Source organism: Nocardioides ochotonae (assembly GCF_011420305.2).
Taxonomy (GTDB): Bacteria; Actinomycetota; Actinomycetes; order Propionibacteriales; family Nocardioidaceae; genus Nocardioides; species Nocardioides ochotonae.
In genome coordinates, this window is record NZ_CP061769.1 from 1,703,094 (window position 1) to 1,723,429 (window position 20,336).

The 20,336-nt window shown below is 73.0% G+C and carries 16 protein-coding genes; 12 read left to right on the plus strand and 4 right to left on the minus strand.

The window, feature by feature from the left end:
- Positions 1-33: 33 nt before the first annotated feature.
- Positions 34-912, minus strand: coding sequence for an ABC transporter ATP-binding protein (locus HBO46_RS08235; protein WP_166139859.1), 879 nt, complete (start codon positions 910-912; stop codon positions 34-36).
- Between the two features lie 257 nt (positions 913-1,169).
- Between HBO46_RS08235 and HBO46_RS08240 the strand changes: the two genes are divergently transcribed.
- Positions 1,170-3,911 (plus strand): ATP-binding protein, encoded by a 2,742-nt coding sequence (locus HBO46_RS08240; RefSeq protein WP_166139860.1) that lies wholly within the window; start codon positions 1,170-1,172, stop codon positions 3,909-3,911.
- A gap of 456 nt (positions 3,912-4,367) precedes the next feature.
- Entirely contained in the window at positions 4,368-4,940 is a 573-nt protein-coding gene (locus tag HBO46_RS08250) for a GNAT family N-acetyltransferase (RefSeq protein WP_166139861.1), read from the plus strand.
- Positions 4,941-4,958: 18 nt separating this feature from the next.
- Here the strand turns inward: HBO46_RS08250 and HBO46_RS08255 are convergent, their stop codons facing one another.
- On the minus strand, positions 4,959-5,603 hold the full coding sequence (locus HBO46_RS08255) for a DUF222 domain-containing protein (RefSeq protein ID WP_166139862.1): 645 nt from the start codon (positions 5,601-5,603) through the stop codon (positions 4,959-4,961).
- 142 nt (positions 5,604-5,745) lie between these two features.
- On the opposite strand from HBO46_RS08255, the gene HBO46_RS08260 reads away from it, so the two are divergent.
- From HBO46_RS08260 to HBO46_RS08295, 8 genes are all read left to right on the plus strand, one after another.
- The gene (locus HBO46_RS08260) at positions 5,746-6,174 is read left to right on the plus strand and encodes an NUDIX domain-containing protein (protein WP_166139863.1); all 429 of its coding nucleotides are present in this window, start codon (positions 5,746-5,748) and stop codon (positions 6,172-6,174) included.
- Positions 6,175-6,237: 63 nt separating this feature from the next.
- Positions 6,238-8,175: a 1-deoxy-D-xylulose-5-phosphate synthase gene (gene dxs / locus HBO46_RS08265; RefSeq protein WP_166139864.1), complete on the plus strand. Its 1,938-nt coding sequence runs from the start codon at positions 6,238-6,240 to the stop codon at positions 8,173-8,175.
- Entirely contained in the window at positions 8,156-9,415 is a 1,260-nt protein-coding gene (locus HBO46_RS08270) for a gluzincin family metallopeptidase (protein ID WP_166139865.1), read from the plus strand. Before dxs ends, HBO46_RS08270 begins: the two co-directional genes overlap by 20 nt.
- A 56-nt stretch (positions 9,416-9,471) precedes the next feature.
- Positions 9,472-11,007, plus strand: coding sequence for an amino acid permease (locus HBO46_RS08275; RefSeq protein ID WP_166139866.1), 1,536 nt, complete (start codon positions 9,472-9,474; stop codon positions 11,005-11,007).
- A 95-nt stretch (positions 11,008-11,102) separates the two neighbouring features.
- Positions 11,103-12,062, plus strand: coding sequence for a homocysteine S-methyltransferase family protein (locus tag HBO46_RS08280; RefSeq protein ID WP_166139867.1), 960 nt, complete (start codon positions 11,103-11,105; stop codon positions 12,060-12,062).
- A gap of 111 nt (positions 12,063-12,173) precedes the next feature.
- Complete coding sequence (gene efp / locus HBO46_RS08285; RefSeq protein ID WP_166139868.1) at positions 12,174-12,737, plus strand: elongation factor P; 564 nt, start codon at positions 12,174-12,176, stop codon at positions 12,735-12,737.
- On the plus strand, positions 12,737-13,141 hold the full coding sequence (gene nusB / locus HBO46_RS08290; protein ID WP_166139869.1) for a transcription antitermination factor NusB: 405 nt from the start codon (positions 12,737-12,739) through the stop codon (positions 13,139-13,141). The genes efp and nusB overlap by 1 nt, the downstream gene beginning before the upstream one ends.
- A 122-nt stretch (positions 13,142-13,263) precedes the next feature.
- The gene (locus tag HBO46_RS08295; protein WP_166139870.1) at positions 13,264-14,448 is read left to right on the plus strand and encodes a hypothetical protein; all 1,185 of its coding nucleotides are present in this window, start codon (positions 13,264-13,266) and stop codon (positions 14,446-14,448) included.
- A 378-nt stretch (positions 14,449-14,826) separates the two neighbouring features.
- On the opposite strand, the gene HBO46_RS08300 is transcribed toward HBO46_RS08295, so the two are convergent.
- Together HBO46_RS08300 and HBO46_RS08305 are read right to left on the minus strand one after the other, a co-directional pair.
- Positions 14,827-16,131, minus strand: a complete 1,305-nt coding sequence (locus tag HBO46_RS08300) for an HNH endonuclease signature motif containing protein (RefSeq protein WP_166139871.1) — start codon at positions 16,129-16,131, stop codon at positions 14,827-14,829.
- 97 nt (positions 16,132-16,228) lie between these two features.
- Complete coding sequence (locus HBO46_RS08305) at positions 16,229-17,950, minus strand: AMP-binding protein (protein ID WP_166139872.1); 1,722 nt, start codon at positions 17,948-17,950, stop codon at positions 16,229-16,231.
- A gap of 65 nt (positions 17,951-18,015) precedes the next feature.
- On the opposite strand from HBO46_RS08305, the gene HBO46_RS08310 reads away from it, so the two are divergent.
- Both HBO46_RS08310 and HBO46_RS08315 read left to right on the plus strand, forming a co-directional pair.
- On the plus strand, positions 18,016-18,879 hold the full coding sequence (locus HBO46_RS08310; RefSeq protein ID WP_166139873.1) for a DUF1206 domain-containing protein: 864 nt from the start codon (positions 18,016-18,018) through the stop codon (positions 18,877-18,879).
- A gap of 31 nt (positions 18,880-18,910) precedes the next feature.
- Positions 18,911-20,287 (plus strand): dihydrolipoyl dehydrogenase family protein, encoded by a 1,377-nt coding sequence (locus HBO46_RS08315; protein WP_166139874.1) that lies wholly within the window; start codon positions 18,911-18,913, stop codon positions 20,285-20,287.
- Positions 20,288-20,336: the final 49 nt, after the last annotated feature.

Sequence of the window (20,336 nt, forward strand, 5' to 3'; positions counted from 1 at the left end):
CGCGCCTCCTTTCGAGGTGACGGGTGGTCGGGATCAGGCTCGGCTGAGGGCACGGAAGACGTCGTCGAGGCGGGTGGGGCCGGCTTCCAGGCCGCGCAGCTCGACACCGCTGTCGTGGGCCCAGCCGAGCAGCCGGTGCAGGTCGGTCTGGAGGTTGAACGTCTCGACGTGGAAGGCACCGTTGAGCGCGCCCACGATCGGGGGCTCGGGCGCGCCGGGCGGCAGGGCGAAGGTGATCACCGAGGGCAGGGTCTGGGTCAGCTCGAGCACCGTGCCCTCGCGCCGCAGCGTTCCCTCGTGCATCAGCCCGATCCGGTCGGCGCGCTCCTGTGCCTCCTCCAGGTAGTGGGTGGTCAGCACGATCGTGGCCCCGTCCTCGCGGAGCCGGTCCACCGCGGACCACAGCGCGTCGCGGGACTGCACGTCCAGCCCTGTGGTGGGCTCGTCGAGGATGACCAGCTCGGGCCCGCCGTACACGACGGTGGCGAAGTCCAGGCGCCGCCTCTCCCCACCGGACAGGTGCGCGACCCGGGTGCCCGCCTTGTGGGTCAGGCCGGCGATGGCGAGCACCCGGTCGACGTCGTCGCGTCGTCCGCTCAGCGCCCCGATCAGGCCCACGGACTCGCGTACCGTCAGGTCGGGGGAGAAGCCGCTCTCCTGCAGCATGATGCCCATCCGCGGCCGTACGACGCGCCGGTCCTGCGGGCTCGCGCCGAAGATCCGCACCGTGCCGGAGGCGGCCGGGCGGTGGCCCTCGACGACCTCCAGGGTGGAGGTCTTGCCGGCACCGTTCGTGCCGAGCAGCGCGTAGAGCTCGCCGCGCTCCACCCGGAACGACAGGTCGTGGACGGCGCGGAAGTCGCCGTAGGTGACGGTCAGGTGATCGACGTCGATGACAGGACTGGCGGACATGGAGGTTCCCCTTGCGTCGGGAGCCCGGAGCGGGCGATGTCCTCAGACTGCGGTGGCTGCGGCGGGGTCGCATCGGTGAGAGCCCCGTAGGTGCCCGGCCGCCCTCACCGTGCTGCGTCTAGGTGGTCGCTCCGGCTGGACGCTGGTCACGGGCTGGACAGGGGGCTGGCGGTTGTCGCCGGGATCGGGGAAAGTGACCTCCCCGGCCATCCGCCCGGTGCGGTCCGGAGGGTGGGGGCCGGCGGAGGGGGGCCGAGATGACCGACCTGGTGGGTCGGCGAGCGGAGAGCGCGGCCGTCGAGGACCTGCTCGCCCGGGCGCGCGAGGGGCGCAGCGGCGCCCTGGTCGTGCGCGGTGAGGCCGGCATCGGCAAGACCGCGGTGCTGGCGCACGCCCGGGACACCGGGGATCGGTGGGGGTTCCGGGTCGGGTCCCTGACCGGGGTGCAGTCGGAGGCACAGTTCGCCTTCGCTGGCCTGCACCAGCTGTGCGGACTGCTGCTGGACCGCGTGGAGGTGCTGCCCGAGCCGCAGCAGGCGGCCCTGGAGGTCGCATTCGGTCTCCGGGGCGGCCCCGCGCCGGACCGGTTCCTGGTCGGGCTGGCCGTCCTCAACCTGCTGGCCGAGGTCGCCGAGGAGCGGGGTCTCCTGTGTCTGGTCGACGACGCGCAGTGGCTGGACCCGGCGTCCGCGCAGGTGCTGGCCTTCGTGTCCCGGCGGGTGGCAGCCGAACGGCTGGCGCTGATGTTCGCCGTACGCGACTGCGAGGAGGGAGACCTCCTCCCGTTCTCCGGGATCCCCGACCTGCGCCTGGCTCCGCTCGGTGAGACCGACGCGCGGGCGCTGCTGACCGCCGCCGTGCGGACACCCCTCGACGATGCCGTCCGGGACCGGATCGTGGCAGAGGCGCGCGGCAACCCGCTGGCGCTCCTGGAGCTGCCTCGCAGTGCGCAACCGGCGAGGCTCGCCGGCGGGTTCGAGCTGCCCGACGCGCTCGACGTCCCGCACCGCATCGAGGCGAGCTTCCAGCGACGTTCCAGCAGCCTCCCGGCGGAGACGCAGCTGTTCCTCCTGGTCGCAGCGGCCGAGCCGACCGGCGAGATGGCCCTGCTGAGCCGAGCGACGGAGTCGCTGGGCATCGCGAGCGACGCCCACGCTCCCGCCGAGGCGGCAGGCCTGCTGGAGCTCGGCACGCAGGTGCGGTTCCGGCACCCCCTGGTGCGCTCGGCGGTGTACCGGGCAGCCCACGCGGCCGACCGTCGCCGCGCCCACGGCGCGCTGGCCGGGGCGACCGATCCAGCGGTCGACCCCGATCGCCGGGCCTGGCACCGTGCGCAGGCGGTGCTCGGGGTCGACGAGGCGGCCGCTGCTGACCTGGAACGCTCGGCCGCGCGAGCCCGGGCCCGCGGCGGGTCGGCCGCCGCTGCGGCCTTCCTGCAGCGGGCGGTCGAGCTGACCCCCGACCCGGCCGACCGGGCCCGGCGGGCGTTGGAGGCGGCGCAGGCCAAGCACGAGGCGGGTGCCTCCGACGTCGCCCTGGACCTGCTGGCCGCCGCGGCGACCGGCCCGGTGGACGACCTGCAGGCAGCCCGGATGGCGCTGCTGCGCGCCCAGATCGCGTTCCACACCACGCGCGGGGGCGACGTACCGGGGTTGCTGCTGGACGCCGCCGAGACGCTCGCGCTCCTGGACCCGGCGCTCGCCCGCGAGACCTACCTGCACGCGCTCGACGCGGCGATCCACGCCGGTCGGCTGGCTCGCGGACGCGGGTTGCCGGAGGCGGCGAAGGCCGCCCACCACGCCCCGCCGCCGTCGGGTCCGCCGGGGCCTGCGGACCTGCTGCTGGATGGCCTGGCCACCAGGTTCACCGACGGCTTCGAGGCGAGCGTCCCGACCTTGCAGCGAGCCCTCGCGGCGCTCACCGACCGGGACTCCCCAGCGGGCGACGGCGATCGCCGCTGGCTCTGGCTGGCCTGCCACGTCGCGGCGATGCTGTGGGACGACGAGGCCCTCTACTCGGTGGCCTGCCGCGGGGTCCGCCTCGCCCGCGAGGCCGGCGCCCTGGCCACCCTCCCCGCCGCGCTCAACGGGGTGACCTACGTGCTGGTGCTGCGCGGGGAGGTCGCCCGGGCCGCCGAGCTGGCCGCCGAGGAGGCGACGATCACGGAGGCGACGGGCGCCCCGCCGCTGCTCAACGCCCGGCTGATGCTCTCCGCCTGGGGCGGTCGGGAGCGGGAGACCGTGGAGCTCTACGCGACCATGGTCGAGGAGGCGACGGAGCGCGGCGAGAGCACCAAGATCGACCTCGCCCACGCCATGCTTGCAACGCTCCACAACGGCCTGGGCAACTACCCGGACGCCCTCGCCGCGGCGACGCCGCCGTGTGAGCACGACGTGGCGTTCAGCAGCCTGGCCCTCCCCGAGCTCGTCGAGGCCGCGTCGCGTGCCGGACAGCCGGAGCGGGCCGCCGCCGCGGCCGACCTGCTCGAGCGGCGGGCGCGCGCCAGCGCGACGCCGTACGGGTTGGGGCTGGCGGCATACGCCCGCGCCCTGGTCAGCTCCGGGCCCGCTGCCGAAAAGCACTATCGCGAGGCGATCGAGCGGCTCCGGGGCTGCCGGATCGCCGCCTACCTCGCCCGCGCCCACCTCGTCTACGGCGAGTGGCTGCGCCGCGAGCGCCGACGCCACGAGGCCCGCGAGCAGCTCCGCACCGCCCACGAGATGCTGAAGGCGATGGGCGCGGACGCGTTCGCCGAGCGCGCCGCCCGCGAGCTGCGTGCCACCGGCGAGCACCCGCGCAGCCGGACCGAGCAGCCGACCGACGCGCTCACCGCTCAGGAGCTCCACATCGCGCGGTTCGTGGCCACCGGGGCGACCTCACGGGAGATCGGCGCGCAGCTGTTCCTCAGCCCGCGCACGATCGAGGCCCACCTGCGCAACATCTTCCGCAAGCTCGGCATCACCTCCCGACGCCAGCTCAAGGAGCTGCAGCTCCCCTGACCGGGCGGAGGCACATCACGCCAGCGTGGCATGCAGCGCCAGGGCGCCGCATGCCACGGCCGACTCAGTGGACGCCGGTGTGCACCCGCTCGGAGATCCGCTTCTCCAGGGCGTCGAGCGCACCGAAGGGCTCGTCCATCAGCAGCACCGCCAGGTCGTTGGCGAGCACTCGGACGATCGCGACCCGCTTGCTGCCGCTCCCGCGCCCTCGTGCAGGACGCCCCGCACCGGCTCGCCTTCACGTGGCACTTCCCCGACGAGCGGCCCTCCGAGGTCGCCGTCGAGCTCGGGGCTGGCGAGGCCGCCACCGACCCGCGGCTCACCCACCGCGGACTGGGCGACCTCACGGCGTCGTACCGGTGCCGGGATTCTCCGCGCGCGACGGCGTCGGTTGCCCCGGCTCGACACCGGTGTCAGGTTGGTCAGGCACGCCTCACGGGAAAGGACCTGCCGGCCATGTCGCTGCAGACCCCCACCTTGCGCACTGCTCGGCTTCGACTGCGTCCCGTCGACGACGCGGATGCCGACGACCTCTTCACGCTGCACAGCAACGCCCATGCGCTGCGGTACTGGGACGCCCCGCCGTGGAGCGAGCGGGTTCGCGCCGACCGGTTCATCACCACCTCCCGACAGATGGCCGTGAAGGGAACCGGGGTGCGCCCGGTCGTCGAGCGGGTCTCCGACGGAGCGTTCATCGGGTGGTGCAGCCTGAACCCGTGGAGCTCGGAGCATCGGAGCACCTCGCTGGGCTACTGCTTCAACGAGGCAGCCTGGGGCCACGGGTTCGCCACCGAGGCCGCGCGCGAGCTGCTGCGGTGGGCGTTCGACACGCTGGACCTGAATCGCGTCCAGGCCGAGACCGATACGCGCAACCTCGCATCCGCCCGGGTGCTGGAGAAGCTCGGCTTCGTGCGCGAGGGGACGCTGCGGGAGGACTGCCTCGTGAACGGTGAGGTGTCCGACTCATGGGTCTACGGGTTGATCAGGCGCGAATGGCGGTCCTCACCCGAGCCGGGTGCCGCCCGTTGAGTCGCCGGAGCGTCCTACCTACTCATCGGGTGGGTGGGCGGTGACGAGCCTTGTCCCGCCACGGTTCTTGACCAGGTGCAGCCCGTGGGGCGAGCGCCAGAGGTAGGTCGCGGCGTCGCTGAGGTGGACGTGGATGACGACCTGTCGCGGCTTCACCACCGACGCAGTGCCGTCGCCACATGCACCCGTCTCGGCACGGAGGTCGAAGGCGAGCTGGCGTCGGGCGAGCTCCCCGGCGGCCATCGAGCGACGCACGTCGAGGGACTCCGGGGACCCCAGGGTCGCCAGCTCCTCGGCTCCCTGGCGGATCGCGGTGTCCAGGTCGATCGCGTCGGCGAGGTCGAGGACCCCTTCGACGTGGACGGTGCCGTCGCGGGTGTGGACGTCGAAGCGTCGCCCATCAGCGGCCTCGCGGCGCTGCTTCTCCGCGCCCTCGGGGTCGAACATGACCTTGGCTCGGTCGACGAGGCGCCCGATCGCGGCCCATCCGACCTTGTCCACGCCTGCGGCGAGCTGACGGTCCACGAACTCGACGCCGGCCAGCGGCAGCGCGGTGGTGAGCTGCGCGATGCGGCGGGCCTTCCAAGCGGGGACCTCGCCGGCGCGGACGCGCTTGAAGATCCGCGGGAGGCGGTGCGCGAGCTCGAGGGCATCGCCGCCCACCCCAGGGCGGCCTCCAGGATCAGCACCTCGCCCCGCTGGACGGCAGCTCGTTGCTCCTGTGCGAACGCCAGCACGGCGGCAGCGCCGACGGGGAGTGGGTCTCGACCGGCCCGGCCGGCACCGCCCCACTACATTCGGCGCCATGCGCCGTTTCGCCTGTGTCCTCCTGGTCGACCCTGCGGGCCGGCTGCTGATGCAGGAGCGGGACGAGCACGCGCTGATCGATCCCGAGCGGTGGGGGCTGCCCGGCGGGCACGTCGACCCGGGGGAGGAGGTCGAGGCGGCGGCGTACCGCGAGCTGGCCGAGGAGACGGGGATCGTCCTGGCACCCCCGGGCCTGCGCGCCTGGCGCACGTTCGAGGTCTACCACCGCGCCTACGACTCCGTGGACGCCGTGCACGTCTACGCCGGCGCGACGGAGGCGGAGGACGTCGACGTCGTGCTCGGCGAGGGCCGCCAGATCGTGTTCGTGGAGCCGGACCGGGCTCGCGCGCTGCCGCTCACCGCGTCGGCGAGCCGGATCGTGCCGGAGTTCTTGGACTCCCCGGAGTACGCCGCCCTGCGTGCCTGATCCCGCCAAGGATCCCGCCCAGCGATCACGGCCCGCTCGTGGGCACCATCTATTGTGACGGGCATGGGTCTCCTCCAGTCGATCACGGGTCCGCGCGATCTGCGTGGCCTCTCCGACGACCAGCTCGCGGCACTCGCCACGGAGGTCCGCGACCTCATGGTGCGCACCACCTCGCTCAGCGGCGGCCACCTCGGCCCCAACCTGGGCGTCGTCGAGCTGACGCTCGCGATCCACCGGGTCTTCGACTCCCCGCACGACCGGGTGGTGCTCGACACCGGCCACCAGTCCTACGTGCACAAGCTGCTGACCGGCCGCGCCGGTGAGTTCGCCAGCCTGCGCACCGAGGGCGGGATGTCGGGCTACCCGAGCCAGGCGGAGTCCGAGCACGACCTGGTCGAGAACTCCCATGCCTCCACGGCCCTCAGCTATGCCGACGGCATCGCCAAGGCCTACGCGATCCGCGGCGAGGACCGCCACGTCGTCGCGGTCATCGGCGACGGCGCCCTCACCGGCGGCATGGCCTGGGAGGCGCTCAACAACATCGCGATCGCCCGCGACTCGCGTCTGGTGATCGTCGTCAACGACAACGGCCGTTCCTACACCCCCACCATCGGCGGCCTCGCCAACGCGCTCACCACGCTGCGCACCAACCCGCGCTACGAGCAGGTGCTCGACGCGGTGAAGAAGCGCCTCAACGCCGTTCCCGGCGTCGGCCCCGCGACGTACGACGCGCTGCACGCGATGAAGAAGGGCCTCAAGGACGCGCTCGCCCCGCAGGGCCTCTTCGAGGACCTCGGGCTCAAGTACGTCGGGCCCGTCGACGGCCACGACCGGGCGGCCATGGAGCAGGCGCTGACCCAGGCCAAGCGCTTCGGCGGGCCGGTCATCGTGCACGCGATCACCCGCAAGGGGTTCGGCTACGACGCCGCCGAGCGGCACGAGGCCGACCAGTTCCACAGCCCCCAGCCCTTCGACATCGAGACCGGCGAGGAGCGCGCACGCGGCCGGATCTGGACCGACGTCTTCGCCGAGGAGATGGTCCACCTCGGCCAGCGCCGCAAGGACGTCGTCGCGATCACCGCGGCGATGATGCACCCGGTCGGGCTCGACAAGTTCCAGGCCCGCTTCCCCGAGCGCACCTTCGACGTCGGCATCGCCGAGCAGCACGCTGCGACCTCGGCGGCCGGCCTCGCGATGGGTGGGCTGCACCCCGTCGTGGCGGTCTACGCGACCTTCCTCAACCGCGCCTTCGACCAGGTGCTGATGGACGTCGCGCTGCACCGCTGCGGGGTCACGTTCGTGCTCGACCGCGCCGGGGTGACCGGCGACGACGGCGCGAGCCACAACGGCATGTGGGACATGTCGTTCCTCCAGGTCGTCCCGGGCCTGCGCCTGGCGGCGCCCCGCGACGCCCAGCGCCTGCGCGAGCTGCTCGAGGAGGCCGTGGAGGTCGACGACGCGCCCACCGTGCTGCGCTTCCCCAAGGGCCCGCCGCCGGCGGACATCGAGGCGGTCGGCAAGGCCGGCGGCTGCGACGTGCTCGTGCGCTCCGGCACCAAGGACGTCCTGGTCGTCGCGGTCGGGGCGATGGCCGAGACCGCCGTCGACGTCGCCGAGCGCCTCACCGCGCAGGGCATCGGCGTGACGGTCGTCGATCCGCGCTGGGTCAAGCCCGTCGACCCCGCGATCGTCGACCTGGCCCGCGAGCACCGCCTCGTGGTCAGCATCGAGGACAACGGCCGCGTCGGCGGCGTCGGCGCCACGATCCTGCAGACCCTCAACGACGCCGGCGTGAGCACGCCGTTCCGCCTCCACGGCATCCCCCAGGAGTTCCTCGCCCACGCCAAGCGGGCGGCGATCCTCGAGCGGATCGGCCTCACCGCCCAGGCGATCGCCCGCGGCATCGTCGAGGACATGTCGACCCAGACCGGGACCACCGGTGACACCATGACCTCGGGGGTCGCGGATCGTTCACCGGTAGATGCCGATCGTCCCAGCTGAGCGACTCCAGCGCCTCGCTCACCTCCTGCTGCCGCTCCTCCTGACCGGGGGGCTGCTGTCGGGCTGCTCCTTGGGCGGCGACGACCCCGAGGGGCCCGCCGGGCGCGGCCCGGTCCCCGCCGACGTGGTGGCGGGGCTCTCGCAGGTTCTGGAGCGCCGCGCGGGCGCCGTACGACGCGGGGACCGGCAGGCCTTCCTGCGCCAGCTCGCGCCGCGCCCGCGGCTGCGCGAGCAGCAGACCACCCACTTCGAGAACCTGCGCCAGCTCCCGCTCGCCGACTACCGCTACACCTTCGATCGCTCCGACCTGGTGCGCGAGGACGACGGCTACTGGCTCACGGTCGCGCTGCACCTCCAGCTCGAGGGGTACGACGCGGTGCCGGTCATCACCCGTGACCGGTTCCGGTTCGTCCCGGCGCGGCGCCCGGGCGCCTTCCGGCTCGACTCGGTCACCGACCCCGCCTGGGAGAAGGAGGCCGGGGTGCGCCCGCAGCCCTGGGACACCGGGCCGGTGGTGGTGCGCTCGGGGCGCGGCGTGCTCGGCATCTTCGACGCCGACAGCGTCGCGGCGGCACCGTCGCTGATCGCCGCGGTGGAGGACGGCATCGAGGACGTCGCCGCGGTCGTGCCCTACGGGTGGTCGCGCTCGGTGGTCGTCTACGCGCTCTCCGGCGATGAGTTCCTCCGCGCCCTGCCCGCGCCGTCCGGTGGCGCGCCCGGCGACCTCGACGGGCTGGCGTTCCCGGTCGCAGCGGCCCCCGACGACCCGACCCTCGCGGGGACCCGGTTCGTGCTGCACCCGCGCATGCTCGACGTCGCCGGGGCCGAGCGGGACCGGCTGGTGCGTCACGAGATCGCGCACGTCGCCGTGGGGGAGCGCGACGACCGGGCGCCGGTGTGGCTCAGCGAGGGGATCGCCGAGTACGTCTCCGTGCAGCCCATCCCGCCCGGCGAGCGCCGCCTGGTGACCTCCGCCGTCGGTGCCGCCGGCGCGGGCTTCCGCGGCCTGCCGGCCGATGAGGACTTCAACGGCGCGGACTCCGAGGTGAACTACGCGGTGTCGTGGTGGGCGGTGGAGTCGCTGGCGCGCAGGTTCGGCGAGGACGCCCCGTTCGCGCTGCTCGACGCCGCCGCAGCGGGTCCCGCAGACACCCCGCGGCTGCTCTCGCGCATGTTCGGGACCCGCCCTCGCGAGCTCGCCGCGGACGCCGCCCGGCTGATCGTGTCGACGTACTCGTGAACGATCGTCGGGGGCCAGGTGTGGTGGCCGCGGACGATGCGGGGTATCAAAGACGGGTGAGCCTCTTCCGGACGAAGTCGATCGAGCAGTCGATCCAGGACACTGACGACCCCGACACCAAGCTGCGAAAAGACCTGGGCGCGCTCGACCTCGTCGTCTTCGGCGTCGGCGTGGTCGTCGGTGCCGGCATCTTCGTGCTGACCGGACAGGTCGCCGCGACCAACTCCGGTCCGGCCCTCGCGCTGTCGTTCCTCATCGCCGCGGTCGCCTGCGGCCTGGCGGCGCTGTGCTACGCCGAGTTCGCCTCCACCGTCCCGGTGGCCGGCAGCGCCTACACGTTCAGCTATGCGACGTTCGGGGAGTTCATCGCCTGGATCATCGGCTGGGACCTGGCGCTGGAGTTCACCATCGGCGCCTCCGCGCTGTCGGTGAGCTTCTCGGGCTACCTCCAGAACATCCTGGACGGCACACCGTTCGAGGTGCCGCGCGAGCTGGGCTCCGCGGCCGAGGGGTGGGTCGACCTCCCCGCGATCGTGCTCGCCCTGCTGGTGATGGGGCTGCTGATGCGCGGCACCAAGCTGTCCAGCCGGGTCAACCAGATCGTCGTGGCGATCAAGATCGCCGTCGTCGCGGTCGTCATCGTCGTCGGCATCTCGCTGGTCGACGTGGACAACTGGATCCCGTTCATCCCGCCGTCGGAGCCGACGCCGGCGTCGGAGGGCGGCTTCCTGCAGCTCCCGCTGATCACGAGCCTGCTCGGGATCGAGCCGGCGGTCTTCGGCATCGGCGGCGTGATCGCCGGCGCCTCGATCGTGTTCTTCGCGTTCATCGGCTTCGACGTGGTCGCGACGACCGCGGAGGAGGCGCGCAACCCCAAGCGCGACGTCCCGATCGGCATCCTGGGCTCCCTGGTCATCGTCGCGGTGCTGTACGCCGCGGTCGCGCTGGTCGTCACCGGCGTGCAGGACTACCGCGAGATCGACCCCGACGACACCGCGCCCCTGGCGACGGCCTTCGACGCCGCGGGGGTCTCCTGGATGGGCGACCTGATCTCGGTGGGCGCCTGCATCGGACTGATCGTGGTCGCCATGATCCTGATGCTCGGCCAGAGCCGGATCGCCTTCGCCATGGCTCGCGACGGCCTGCTGCCGCGCAAGCTCGCCCAGGTGCACCCCAAGTACGGCACCCCGCACCGGATCACGCTGATCACCGGCCTCGCGGTCGCCGCCATCGCCGGTTTCGTCGACCTGGCGACCCTGGCCTCGCTGGTCAACATCGGCACCCTGTTCGCCTTCATCCTGGTCAGCATCGGCGTGGTCATCCTGCGCCGCACGCGCCCGGACCTGCCGCGGGCCTTCCGCACGCCGGTCGCGCCCCTGGTCGCGGTGCTGGCCACCCTGCTGTGCTTCTACCTGATGCTCAACCTGCACGGCGAGACCTGGGTGCGGTTCGGGGTCTGGATGGCGATCGGCGTGGTCATGTACTTCGTCTACGGCCGTCGTCACAGCCGGCTGGGCCAGCGGGAGGCGGCCGCGCGCGAGGCGGAGACGACGAGCACGGAGACGACGAGCACGGAGACGACGAAGGACTGAGCCCGGGCCGCGCACCCCTGGAGACCGGGCGCGGATCGTGCTAGGCAGGAACGTCACCCAGGACTCGGGTCCGCGACGTTCGTCGGAGGTCCACGATGTCCAGCCACAGCACGTTCGGTCCGGCGGGTCCCGGCGGCCCGGCCGGTCCCGCACCCGGCGGTCTGCCGGGGGCCCGCTACGTCAGCGACGGCGGCCTGGAGACCGACCTGATCTTCCACCACGGTCTCGACCTGCCCGAGTTCGCCAGTTTCCCGCTGGTCGACACCGAGGGGGGACGCGCGCTGCTGCGCGACTACTTCACCGGCTATGCCGCCATCGCCCGCCGGGCGGGGGTCGGGCTGACCCTGGAGACCCCGACCTGGCGGGCCAACCCCGACTGGGGCGCGCGGGTGGGGTACGACGCCGCGGGCCTGGACCGGGCCAACCGCGCGTGCGTGGGGCTGCTCCAGCAGCTGCGCGGCGAGCAGGCGGACCTGCCCGACGTGCGGATCATCGGGGTGGTCGGCCCGCGCGGTGACGGCTACGTCGCGGGCGAGGTCCCGGCTCCTGGCGATGCCACGGCGTACCACCGGCCGCAGGTGGCGGCGCTGGCCGAGTCGGGGGTCGACGTGGTCGCGTCGTTCACGTTCACGACGGTGGAGGAGTCGCTGGGGGTGGTGCGTGCGGCCCGGCAGGTCGGCGTACCGGTGCTCGTCGGCTTCACCGTCGAGACCGACGGGCGGCTCCCGGACGGCACGCCGCTCGGGGAGGCGGTACGGCGTACCGACGCCGCGGACGCACCGGACGGCTACCTGCTCAACTGCGCGCACCCGACGCACGTCGCGCCGGCGCTGGACGCCGGCGGCGACTGGCTGGCCCGGGTGGTGCAGCTCAACCCGAACGCCTCCACCCAGACCCACGCCGAGCTCGACGAGGCCGAGACGCTGGACGCGGGGGACCTGGACCTGCTGGTGCGCAGCTGCGCGGAGCTGGTGCCGGCGCTGCCCGCGTTGCGGGTGCTGGGCGGGTGCTGCGGCACCGACACCAGCCACGTCGCAGCGCTCTGGGACGTGTGAGGGGCGCGGGCTCACACCCACGCGCCGACGCCCCGTAGAATGACGGGCTGTTGCCCGGCCACTGGCCGAGAGACATCCCGATCCGGCGAGACGAAGGCTGACAACGCGCGCATGGCTACGACCAACGACCTGAAGAACGGCATGGTTCTCAACATCGACGGGCAGCTCTGGGCCGTCGTGGAGTTCCAGCACGTCAAGCCCGGCAAGGGCCCCGCGTTCGTGCGCACCAAGCTGAAGAACGTGGAGTCCGGCAAGACCGTCGACAAGACGTTCAACGCGGGCACCAAGGTCGAGACCGCCAACGTCGACAAGCGCACGATGCAGTACCTCTACAACGACGGCACGTCGTACGTCTTCATGGACATCCAGAGCTACGACCAGCTCGAGATCTCCCCCGAGGTCGTCGGCAAGGCCAGCGACTTCCTCCTGGAGAACCAGGAGGCGATCGTCGCCACCAACGACGGCCGCGTGCTGTACGTCGAGCTCCCGGCCTCGGTCGAGCTCGAGGTCACCTACACCGAGCCGGGCATGCAGGGCGACCGCTCCACCGGCGGCACCAAGCCCGCCACGGTCGAGACCGGCGCGACCGTGCAGGTCCCGCTGTTCATCACCACCGGCGAGAAGATCAAGGTCGACACCCGCGACTCCTCCTACCTGGGGCGTGTCACCAGCTGATGGCTGCTCGGTCCAAGGCCCGCAAGCGGGCGCTCGACATCCTCTACGCCTCCGACATGCGCGGCGAGTCGCCCAACGACGCCCTCGACCGCGCCATCGCGGACGGCGAGATCCCGACGAACCCCTACACCGTGACGCTGGTGCGGGGCGTGGTGGAGCACCAGGAGCGCATCGACGAGCTGCTCTCGGAGTACTCCGAGGGCTGGACGCTCGCCCGGATGCCGGCCGTCGACCGCAACGTGCTGCGCCTGGGCCTCTTCGAGCTGCTGTACGCCGACGACGTCCCCGACGCGGTCGCGGTCTCCGAGGCGATGGCGCTGGTGCGCGACCTCTCCACCGACGAGTCGCCGCAGTTCGTCAACGGCGTGCTCGGCAACCTGATGCGCAAGAAGTCCGAGCTCTGAGAGCTCGCCCCTCATCTCGACGCCCCCGGCTCCTCGGAGCCGGGGGCGTCTTTGTGTCAGGGGTCCAGACCATCGTGGAGCGGGTGCCGGCGCACACCTCGGCGGCTGCCAGCATGTCGGCCGTGACCGACGTCGAGGTTCCTGCCGCGGCTGACGCTGACGCGACGCCATCGTCTGCTCGCTCCCGCCGGCTGCTGGACCTGCTGGTCGCAGTCCTGTGCCTGGCGGCCGTCGGCCTGGCGCTCGCGGCATGGGCGGTCGCCCTCGCGGCGTCCGACACCTCGGTCGAGGGGACGGTCGAGGGCGGTGGCTGGGGCGGCAGCGGTTGCTATCCCACGGTGGCCTATGCGGTCGAGGGTCGCGACCACGTGCTGCACGCCGACAAGGACACCCGCTGGTGCGCACTGCACTGGCTGGGACCGGCCCAGGTGTACTACGAGCCCGACGACCCGGGACAGGCGCGGCTGAGCCGCTACGGCGACCTGCCCGGCGAGCTGCTCGCGACGTCGCTGGCCATGGTGGTCGCCGCGGCGTTCCTCAGCACCCGGCGACGGCCTGGATCCGAGCCTCTCCCGACCGGGTCGAGCGGGCCTGGCCGGGGCGGCGCGCTCCGCGGACGGCACGGCCGGGTCCCGCGCCTCGTGGTCGTGCTGCTGATCGTCGGCTGGCTGGTCGCCGCGGCGGCGGTCGTCGTCACGGGGGAGCGACGCTCGAGCCTCGAGGACCTCCAGTCCGCGATCGACCGTGGCGAGGTGACCCAGGTCGGGGAACGCGGAGCGCTCCTCGGCGGGGAACGGGGTACCGCCGAGGTCCAGCTGGCGTGGCGCGAGGGGGGTCTGCGCTACTTCGCCACCGTGACGCAGTACCGCGGCCGAGCGGCGGAACGACGTGCGCCGCACGACGCTGTCGACGCTCCCGACGTCGTGATCGGTGATCTGGATGCGCAGCTGGCGCAGGGTGGCACCGACCTGCAGATCCGACCCGACCTGCGGACCACGGCTCCGAGCTTCGTGAGCTACGTGCCCTGGGGGTGGCACGTCTTCGGGTGGCCGTTGTACCTCTCGCTGGCGTTGTTGGTGATGACCGTGCGCGTGCTGGTCGTCGCCGAGCGCCCGCGGTGGGCCAGCCGGTGGGCGTGGTTCTGGCTCCTCGTCGCCGCGCCCGTCCCCTTCGCCCTGGCCTACCTCGCTTGCGGTGGGCCCGCTGCTCGGGCTCGCCCGACCGAACGGACCTCGCCGTGGCTCGGAGGAACGCTCGCGTTCCTCATCGCGGCAGCACTGACGGCGATGCAGCAGCCGGTGAGGTAGCGCGGAACGTCCGGCGGGCCGGATGAGCTGGTCGGAGGTCCGCGCGGTGTGGATCTTGACGCCAGGACTGGGGTGTTCGGGCCGGCAGCGCTGCGCAGGCAGATCAACGTCCGCGACGCCATGTTGAGGGGCGTCGCACAGTGCTGCACCCTGCCAGGGAGATCGGCACCTCGCAGATCCGGGCACCGGCACGCGCCGCCTGCTGCTGCCCTGTGTCGTCCGGCCGGGACCCCGGCGTGCGCCGGCGCGGGTGCCGGAGGCGCTAGGTGGATGACTGCACCCATCAGTGCGTCATCCGGCTGTGCCAGGCGGCGGGCTGTGCGTAGTTGGTCTGGCCCCGCGGTGCATGAGGTCGACCAGCGGGGGTCGGGCGACGGGCTACTCGTCCGGTGGGTGTGCGGTGACTAGTCGGGTCTCGCCGCACCGTTTGACCAGGTGGAGCCCATGCGGGGATCGCCAGAGGTAGGTCGCGGCGTCGGTCTTGTCGTAGATCCAACCCGTGTGGGTCTTGGCCCGGTGATGTCGCCGGCACAGCGGCGCGAGGTTGCACGAGCACGTCGGGCCAGCGTCGCCGTGGGCGGTGACGTGGTCGGTGTCGCAGCGCCGGGCAGGGCGCTCACACCACGGGAAGGCGCACACCGGTTGGGCGAGCCGGGTCTGCTCGGCCAGCCGGTCGGGGACGGCGTAGGCGTGGGTGTGGTGGTGGGCCTCGAGGTCGATGACCGGCTTGATCACCACCGCCGCGTCGGGGTTGGCGCACCATCCACGGACTTGCTCGGTCGACACGATCGACCGGGTCTCCTCAACGTGTGCGATACCTGCCTCATCACGGGAGATCGCCGCGTGGGAGAGGTGCACGTGGATGATGACCTGCCGTTGCTTCACCACTGACGCGGCGCCCTCCCCGGCCTCGGCGCGAAGGCCCAGGGTCAGCTGGCGTCGGGCGAGCTCGCCGGCGGCCATCGAGCGACGTACGTCGAGCGACTCCGGCGACCCGAGGGCGGCCAACTCCTCGGCGCCCTGGCGGATCGCGGTGTCCAGGTCGATCGCGTCGGCGAGGTCGAGGACCCCTTCGACGTGGACGGTGCCCTCGTGGGCGGCCTCGCGGGTGTGCACGTCGAAGCGTCGGCCGTCGGCCGCCTCGCGGCGGTCCTGCTCTGCGCCTTCGGGGTCGAACATGACCTTGGCTCGGTCGACGAGGCGCCCGATCGCGGCCCACCCGATCTTGTCGACGGACGCGGCGAGCTGGCGGTCCACGAACTCGGCACCGTCGAGGGGGAGCGTGGTGGTGAGCTGTGCGATGCGGCGGGCCTTCCAAGCGGGGACCTCGCCGGCGCGGACGCGCTTGAAGATCCGCGGGAGGCGGTGCGCGAGCTCGAGGGCATCGCCGACGAGCGCCCGGGCGGCATCGGTGGACATGCCGAGCGCGGCACCGAACTCCATGGGAGCGAACTCCGCGACCAGCGGCGTCCCCTCACCTGCCAGCGGCACCGCCAGCTCGCCGAAGACCAGCCCGGCGGCGGGCTCAGCCTCGGCGACCGTCTCCTCCGGGTGCATCGCCGCCCACACCAGGGCGGCCTCCAGGATCAGCACCTCGCCCCGCTGCACCGCAGCCCGCTGCTCCTGCGCGAACGCCAGCACGGCGGCTGGGGTGTCGCAGTCGGGGAGCTCGGAGTCGGCCATGCCTCATCCTACTCGAACGCACGTTCGACGACAAGGGCTCTTCCGCCATCGTCTCGGCGAGCTCGACCAGCGCTGGGGCGCTGCTCGACCCGAGACGTCAGGCCCGGTCGCGGAGGATGTTGTCGCGGACCAGGCGGCGCATGACCTTGCCGATCTGGGAGCGCGGGAGCTCCTCGAGGACGTGCACGGAGTGGGGGAGCGCGTAGCGGGGGAGCCGCTCCTCGGCGTAGGCGCGCAGCTCCTCGATCGTGGGGGCGGTGGCGCCGGGCTCGAGCACGAGGGCGACCGCCACCCGCTCCTCCTCGCCCTCGCCGTGCGGCAGGCCGACCGTGGCGACGTCGAGGACGCCGTGCATCCCGCGCAGGTGCTCCTCGACCTGGGAGGGATAGACCTTGAAGCCGCCGACGATGATCATCTCCTTGACCCGGTCGACCAGGCTCACCCAGCCGTCCGGGTCGACCCGGACGACGTCGCCGGTGCGCAGCCAGCCGTCGTCCATCAGTTGGTCGGCGGTCTCCTCGGGTCGGTTCCAGTAGCCGTCGAAGATCTGCGGGCCGCGCACGAGCAGCTCGCCGCGGCGGCTGCCGTCCTCGGCGACCTCGGCCTCGCGCAGCGGGTCGTCCTGGTCGACCACGCGCATCTCGGTGTTGGGGAACGGTACGCCGAGGGTGCCGGGGCGACGGGCGTGCGAGACCGGGTTGCCCAGCACGATGGGGGCGCACTCGGTCATGCCGTAGCCCTCGATCAGCAGGCCGCCGGTGGCCGCCTCCCAGCGGTCGACGGTGCGCTGCGGGATCGGCATCGCGCCGGCGAACGCGAGCCGGAACGAGCGGAGCCCGTCGACAGGAGGGCGCTTCGCGGACTCCAGCGCGTCGACGATCCGGTCGAACATCGGCGCGACGCCGCCCAGGAAGGTGCCGGGCCGGCGGCGCTGCGCCTCGATGACGGCCTCGGGGTCGAAGTTCGGGAACGCCACCAGCGTCGCGCCGAGGTAGCCGGGCAGGGTGAGGCCGAAGGTGAGGCCGAAGGCGTGGAAGAACGGCAGCACGCCGTACACGGTCTCGGTGCCCTCGCCGAAGCGCGACCAGGCCTGGCCGTGCACGATGTTGGCGACCAGGTTGCGGTGCGTCAGGCGCGCGGCCTTCGGGGTGCCGGTGGTGCCTCCGGTGTAGAGCAGCAGGGCGAGGGAGTCGCCACGCGGGCGCTCGGTGCCGGTGTGCTCCGCCGCGCGGGCCATCAGGTCGTGCCAGTCCGCGACACCGGCGGGGACCGGGCCGCCGAGGGCGTGCGCCTTCGCGCGCGCGGCGCGCACGGGCAGCCGCAGCAGGAACCGCGACAGCGCCGGCAGGTCGCGCGCGACGTCGACGCTGACGACCGTGCGCAACGGGGTGTCGGCGCGTGCGGTGGCGACGTTGACCAGCGCGTGGCGGAAGACCAGTGCGACCCCGGCGCCACTGTCGGCCAGCAGCCCCTGAAGCTCGGCGGCGGTGTAGGTCGGGTTGAGCTCCACGACCACCGCACCCAGGCGCAGCGCGGCGTGGAAGGCGATCACGTGCGCGGTGCAGTTGGGCAGCACCAGGGCGACCCGCTCGCCCGGGCCGACACCGAGGTCCGCGAGGACGGTCATCGCCCGGCGGATGGCGGCGTCCAGCTCGGCGTACGTCGTGGTCGCCCCGAGGAAGTCGACGGCGATCCGCTCGGGCCAGCGCTGCGCGGCGCGCTCGAGCGCGGCGGTCACCGGTTCGTCGGGGATGTCCAGTACTGCCGGTACCCCCGCGGGGTAGTGGGTCAGCCAGGGGCGCGCGTCGTGGATGTCCATCAGGGACAAGTGTGCCCTCCCCCACGGTGTGGGTGCATCACCGACAGATCGGGTAATGCCGGATCATGACGCGGATCACGGACAAGGCCGAGCAGCTCGGCGAGCAGGCACACCGCAGCGACTGGCTCGATCACGCGGTGCGCGCGGGCCTGGTGGCCTACGGCGTCGTGCACCTGATGATCGGCTGGCTGGCCCTGCAGCTCGCGTTCGGCGAGCGCGAGGGCAAGACCTCCAGCACCGGCGCCATGCAGGAGCTCGCCCAGCAGCCGTTCGGCAGCGTCCTGGTCTGGCTGGTCGCCCTCGGCCTCGCGCTCCTGGTGGTGTGGCGCCTGCTCGAGGCGTTCGCCGGCCACCGCGACGAGGACGACGACGACCGCTGGAAGAAGCAGGCGTCCTCGGTCGTCAAGGCGATCATCTACGCCGCCCTGGCCGTCACCGCGGTGCGCGTCGCGACCAGCTCGGGCGACAGCGGCTCCGGCGGCTCGGGCGGCGGCAAGGGCGGCAAGGGCTCCGGCTCCGACACCACCTCGCTCACCGCCCAGGTCATGGAGTGGCCCGGCGGCCAGCTGCTGATCGGCGCGATCGGCCTCGGCATCATCGGCTACGGCGTGCACCACCTGTGGCGCGCCTGGACCGACGGCTTCCGCGAGGAGCTCGACGCCGAGGGCCAGAGCGGCGAGACCGGCACGGCGTACATCTGGTTCGGCAGGATCGGCTACGCCGCCAAGGGGCTGGCGGTCGGGCTGGTCGGCGCGCTGACCGTCTATGCGGCCGCGACCCACGAGGCGTCGCGCACCGGAGGCCTGGACCAGGCGCTGCAGGAGGTGCTCGAGCAGCCCTTCGGTCCCTTCCTGCTCGGCGTGATCGGCGTCGGCATCGGCTGCTACGGACTGTTCGCCTTCGCCCGCGCCCGTCACCTGTCCCGGTGACCGAACCCGCCGGCTCTGGCAGGCTGAGGCGATGAGCGAGGAACACGTCGACGTCGTCGTCGTCGGGCTGGGTCCCGGCGGGGAGTACGCCGCACAGAAGCTCGCCGAGGCCGGCCTCACCGTGGTCGGCGTCGAGCGGGACCTGGTCGGCGGCGAGTGCCCCTTCCACGGGTGCATCCCGTCGAAGATGATGATCCGCGCCGCTGACGCCCTCGCCGAGGCCCGGCGCGCCACGACGCTGGCCGGCGAGGTCGAGGTCACCCCCGACTGGAGCCTGGTGGCCGAGCGGCTGGACCGGCAGGCCACCAGCCACTGGGACGACTCCTCCCACGTCGAGCGCCTCGAGGCCGCCGGGGTGCGGGTCGTGCGCGGCCAAGGCCGCCTCGACGGGCCCGGCCGGGTGGTGGTCGAGTCCGACGGGGAGAGCCACACCTACGTCGCCGCCCGCGGGGTCGTGCTCAACGCCGGCACCGCGCCCGCCGTGCCGCCGGTCGAGGGGCTGGCGGACACGCCGTACTGGACCAACCGCGAGGTCATGCACCTCACCGAGCTGCCGCGCCGTCTCGCCGTCCTCGGTGGCGGCCCGATCGGCGCCGAGCTGGCGCAGGCGCTGGCCCGCTTCGGCGTCGAGGTCACGATCCTCGAGCTGGGACCGCGGATCCTGGGGCCCGCCGAGCCCGAGGCCAGCGCGGTGATCACCGAGGTCTTCGAGCGCGAGGGCATCCGGGTGCTCACCGGCGTGCAGGTCACCCGGGTCAGCCACGCCGAGGACACCTTCCACATCGAGACCGACGCCGGCGCCGTCGAGGCCGACCGGCTGCTGGTCGCCGCCGGGCGCCGGCTGCAGCTGCACGGCCTCGGGCTGGAGAGCGTCGGGCTGGACCCCGACGTCCGCGCGGTGGCCACCGACGACCGGCAGCGCGCCGGAGACCGGCTCTGGGCGGTCGGCGACATCACCGGCAAGGGCCAGTTCACCCACGTCTCGATGTATCAGGGCGAGGTCGTCGTCGACGACGTGCTCGGGCGCGACGGACGCCGCGCGGACTACCGGGCGCTGTCCTGGGTGACGTTCACCGACCCCGAGGTCGCGGCGGTCGGGATGACCGAGCAGCAGGCGCGCGACGCCGGCATCGAGGTACGGGTGGGACGCGCCGACATCCCCGAGTCCAGCCGCGGCTGGATCCACCAGGCCGGCAACGACGGGATCGTCAAGGTCGTCGCCGACGCCGACCGCGGGATCCTCGTCGGCGCCACCGTGGTCTCCCCGGCGGGCGGTGAGGTCATCGGCCTGCTGGCCACCGCGATCCACGCCGAGGTGCCGGTCTCGACGCTGCGCGGCATGCACTTCGCCTACCCGACCTTCCACCGCACGATCGAGTCGGCGCTCGACGACCTGGGCTGGCTGTGAGCGCGGGCCTGGACTGCCACCGTCCCGCTGGTGTGGATCGGTAGCGTCA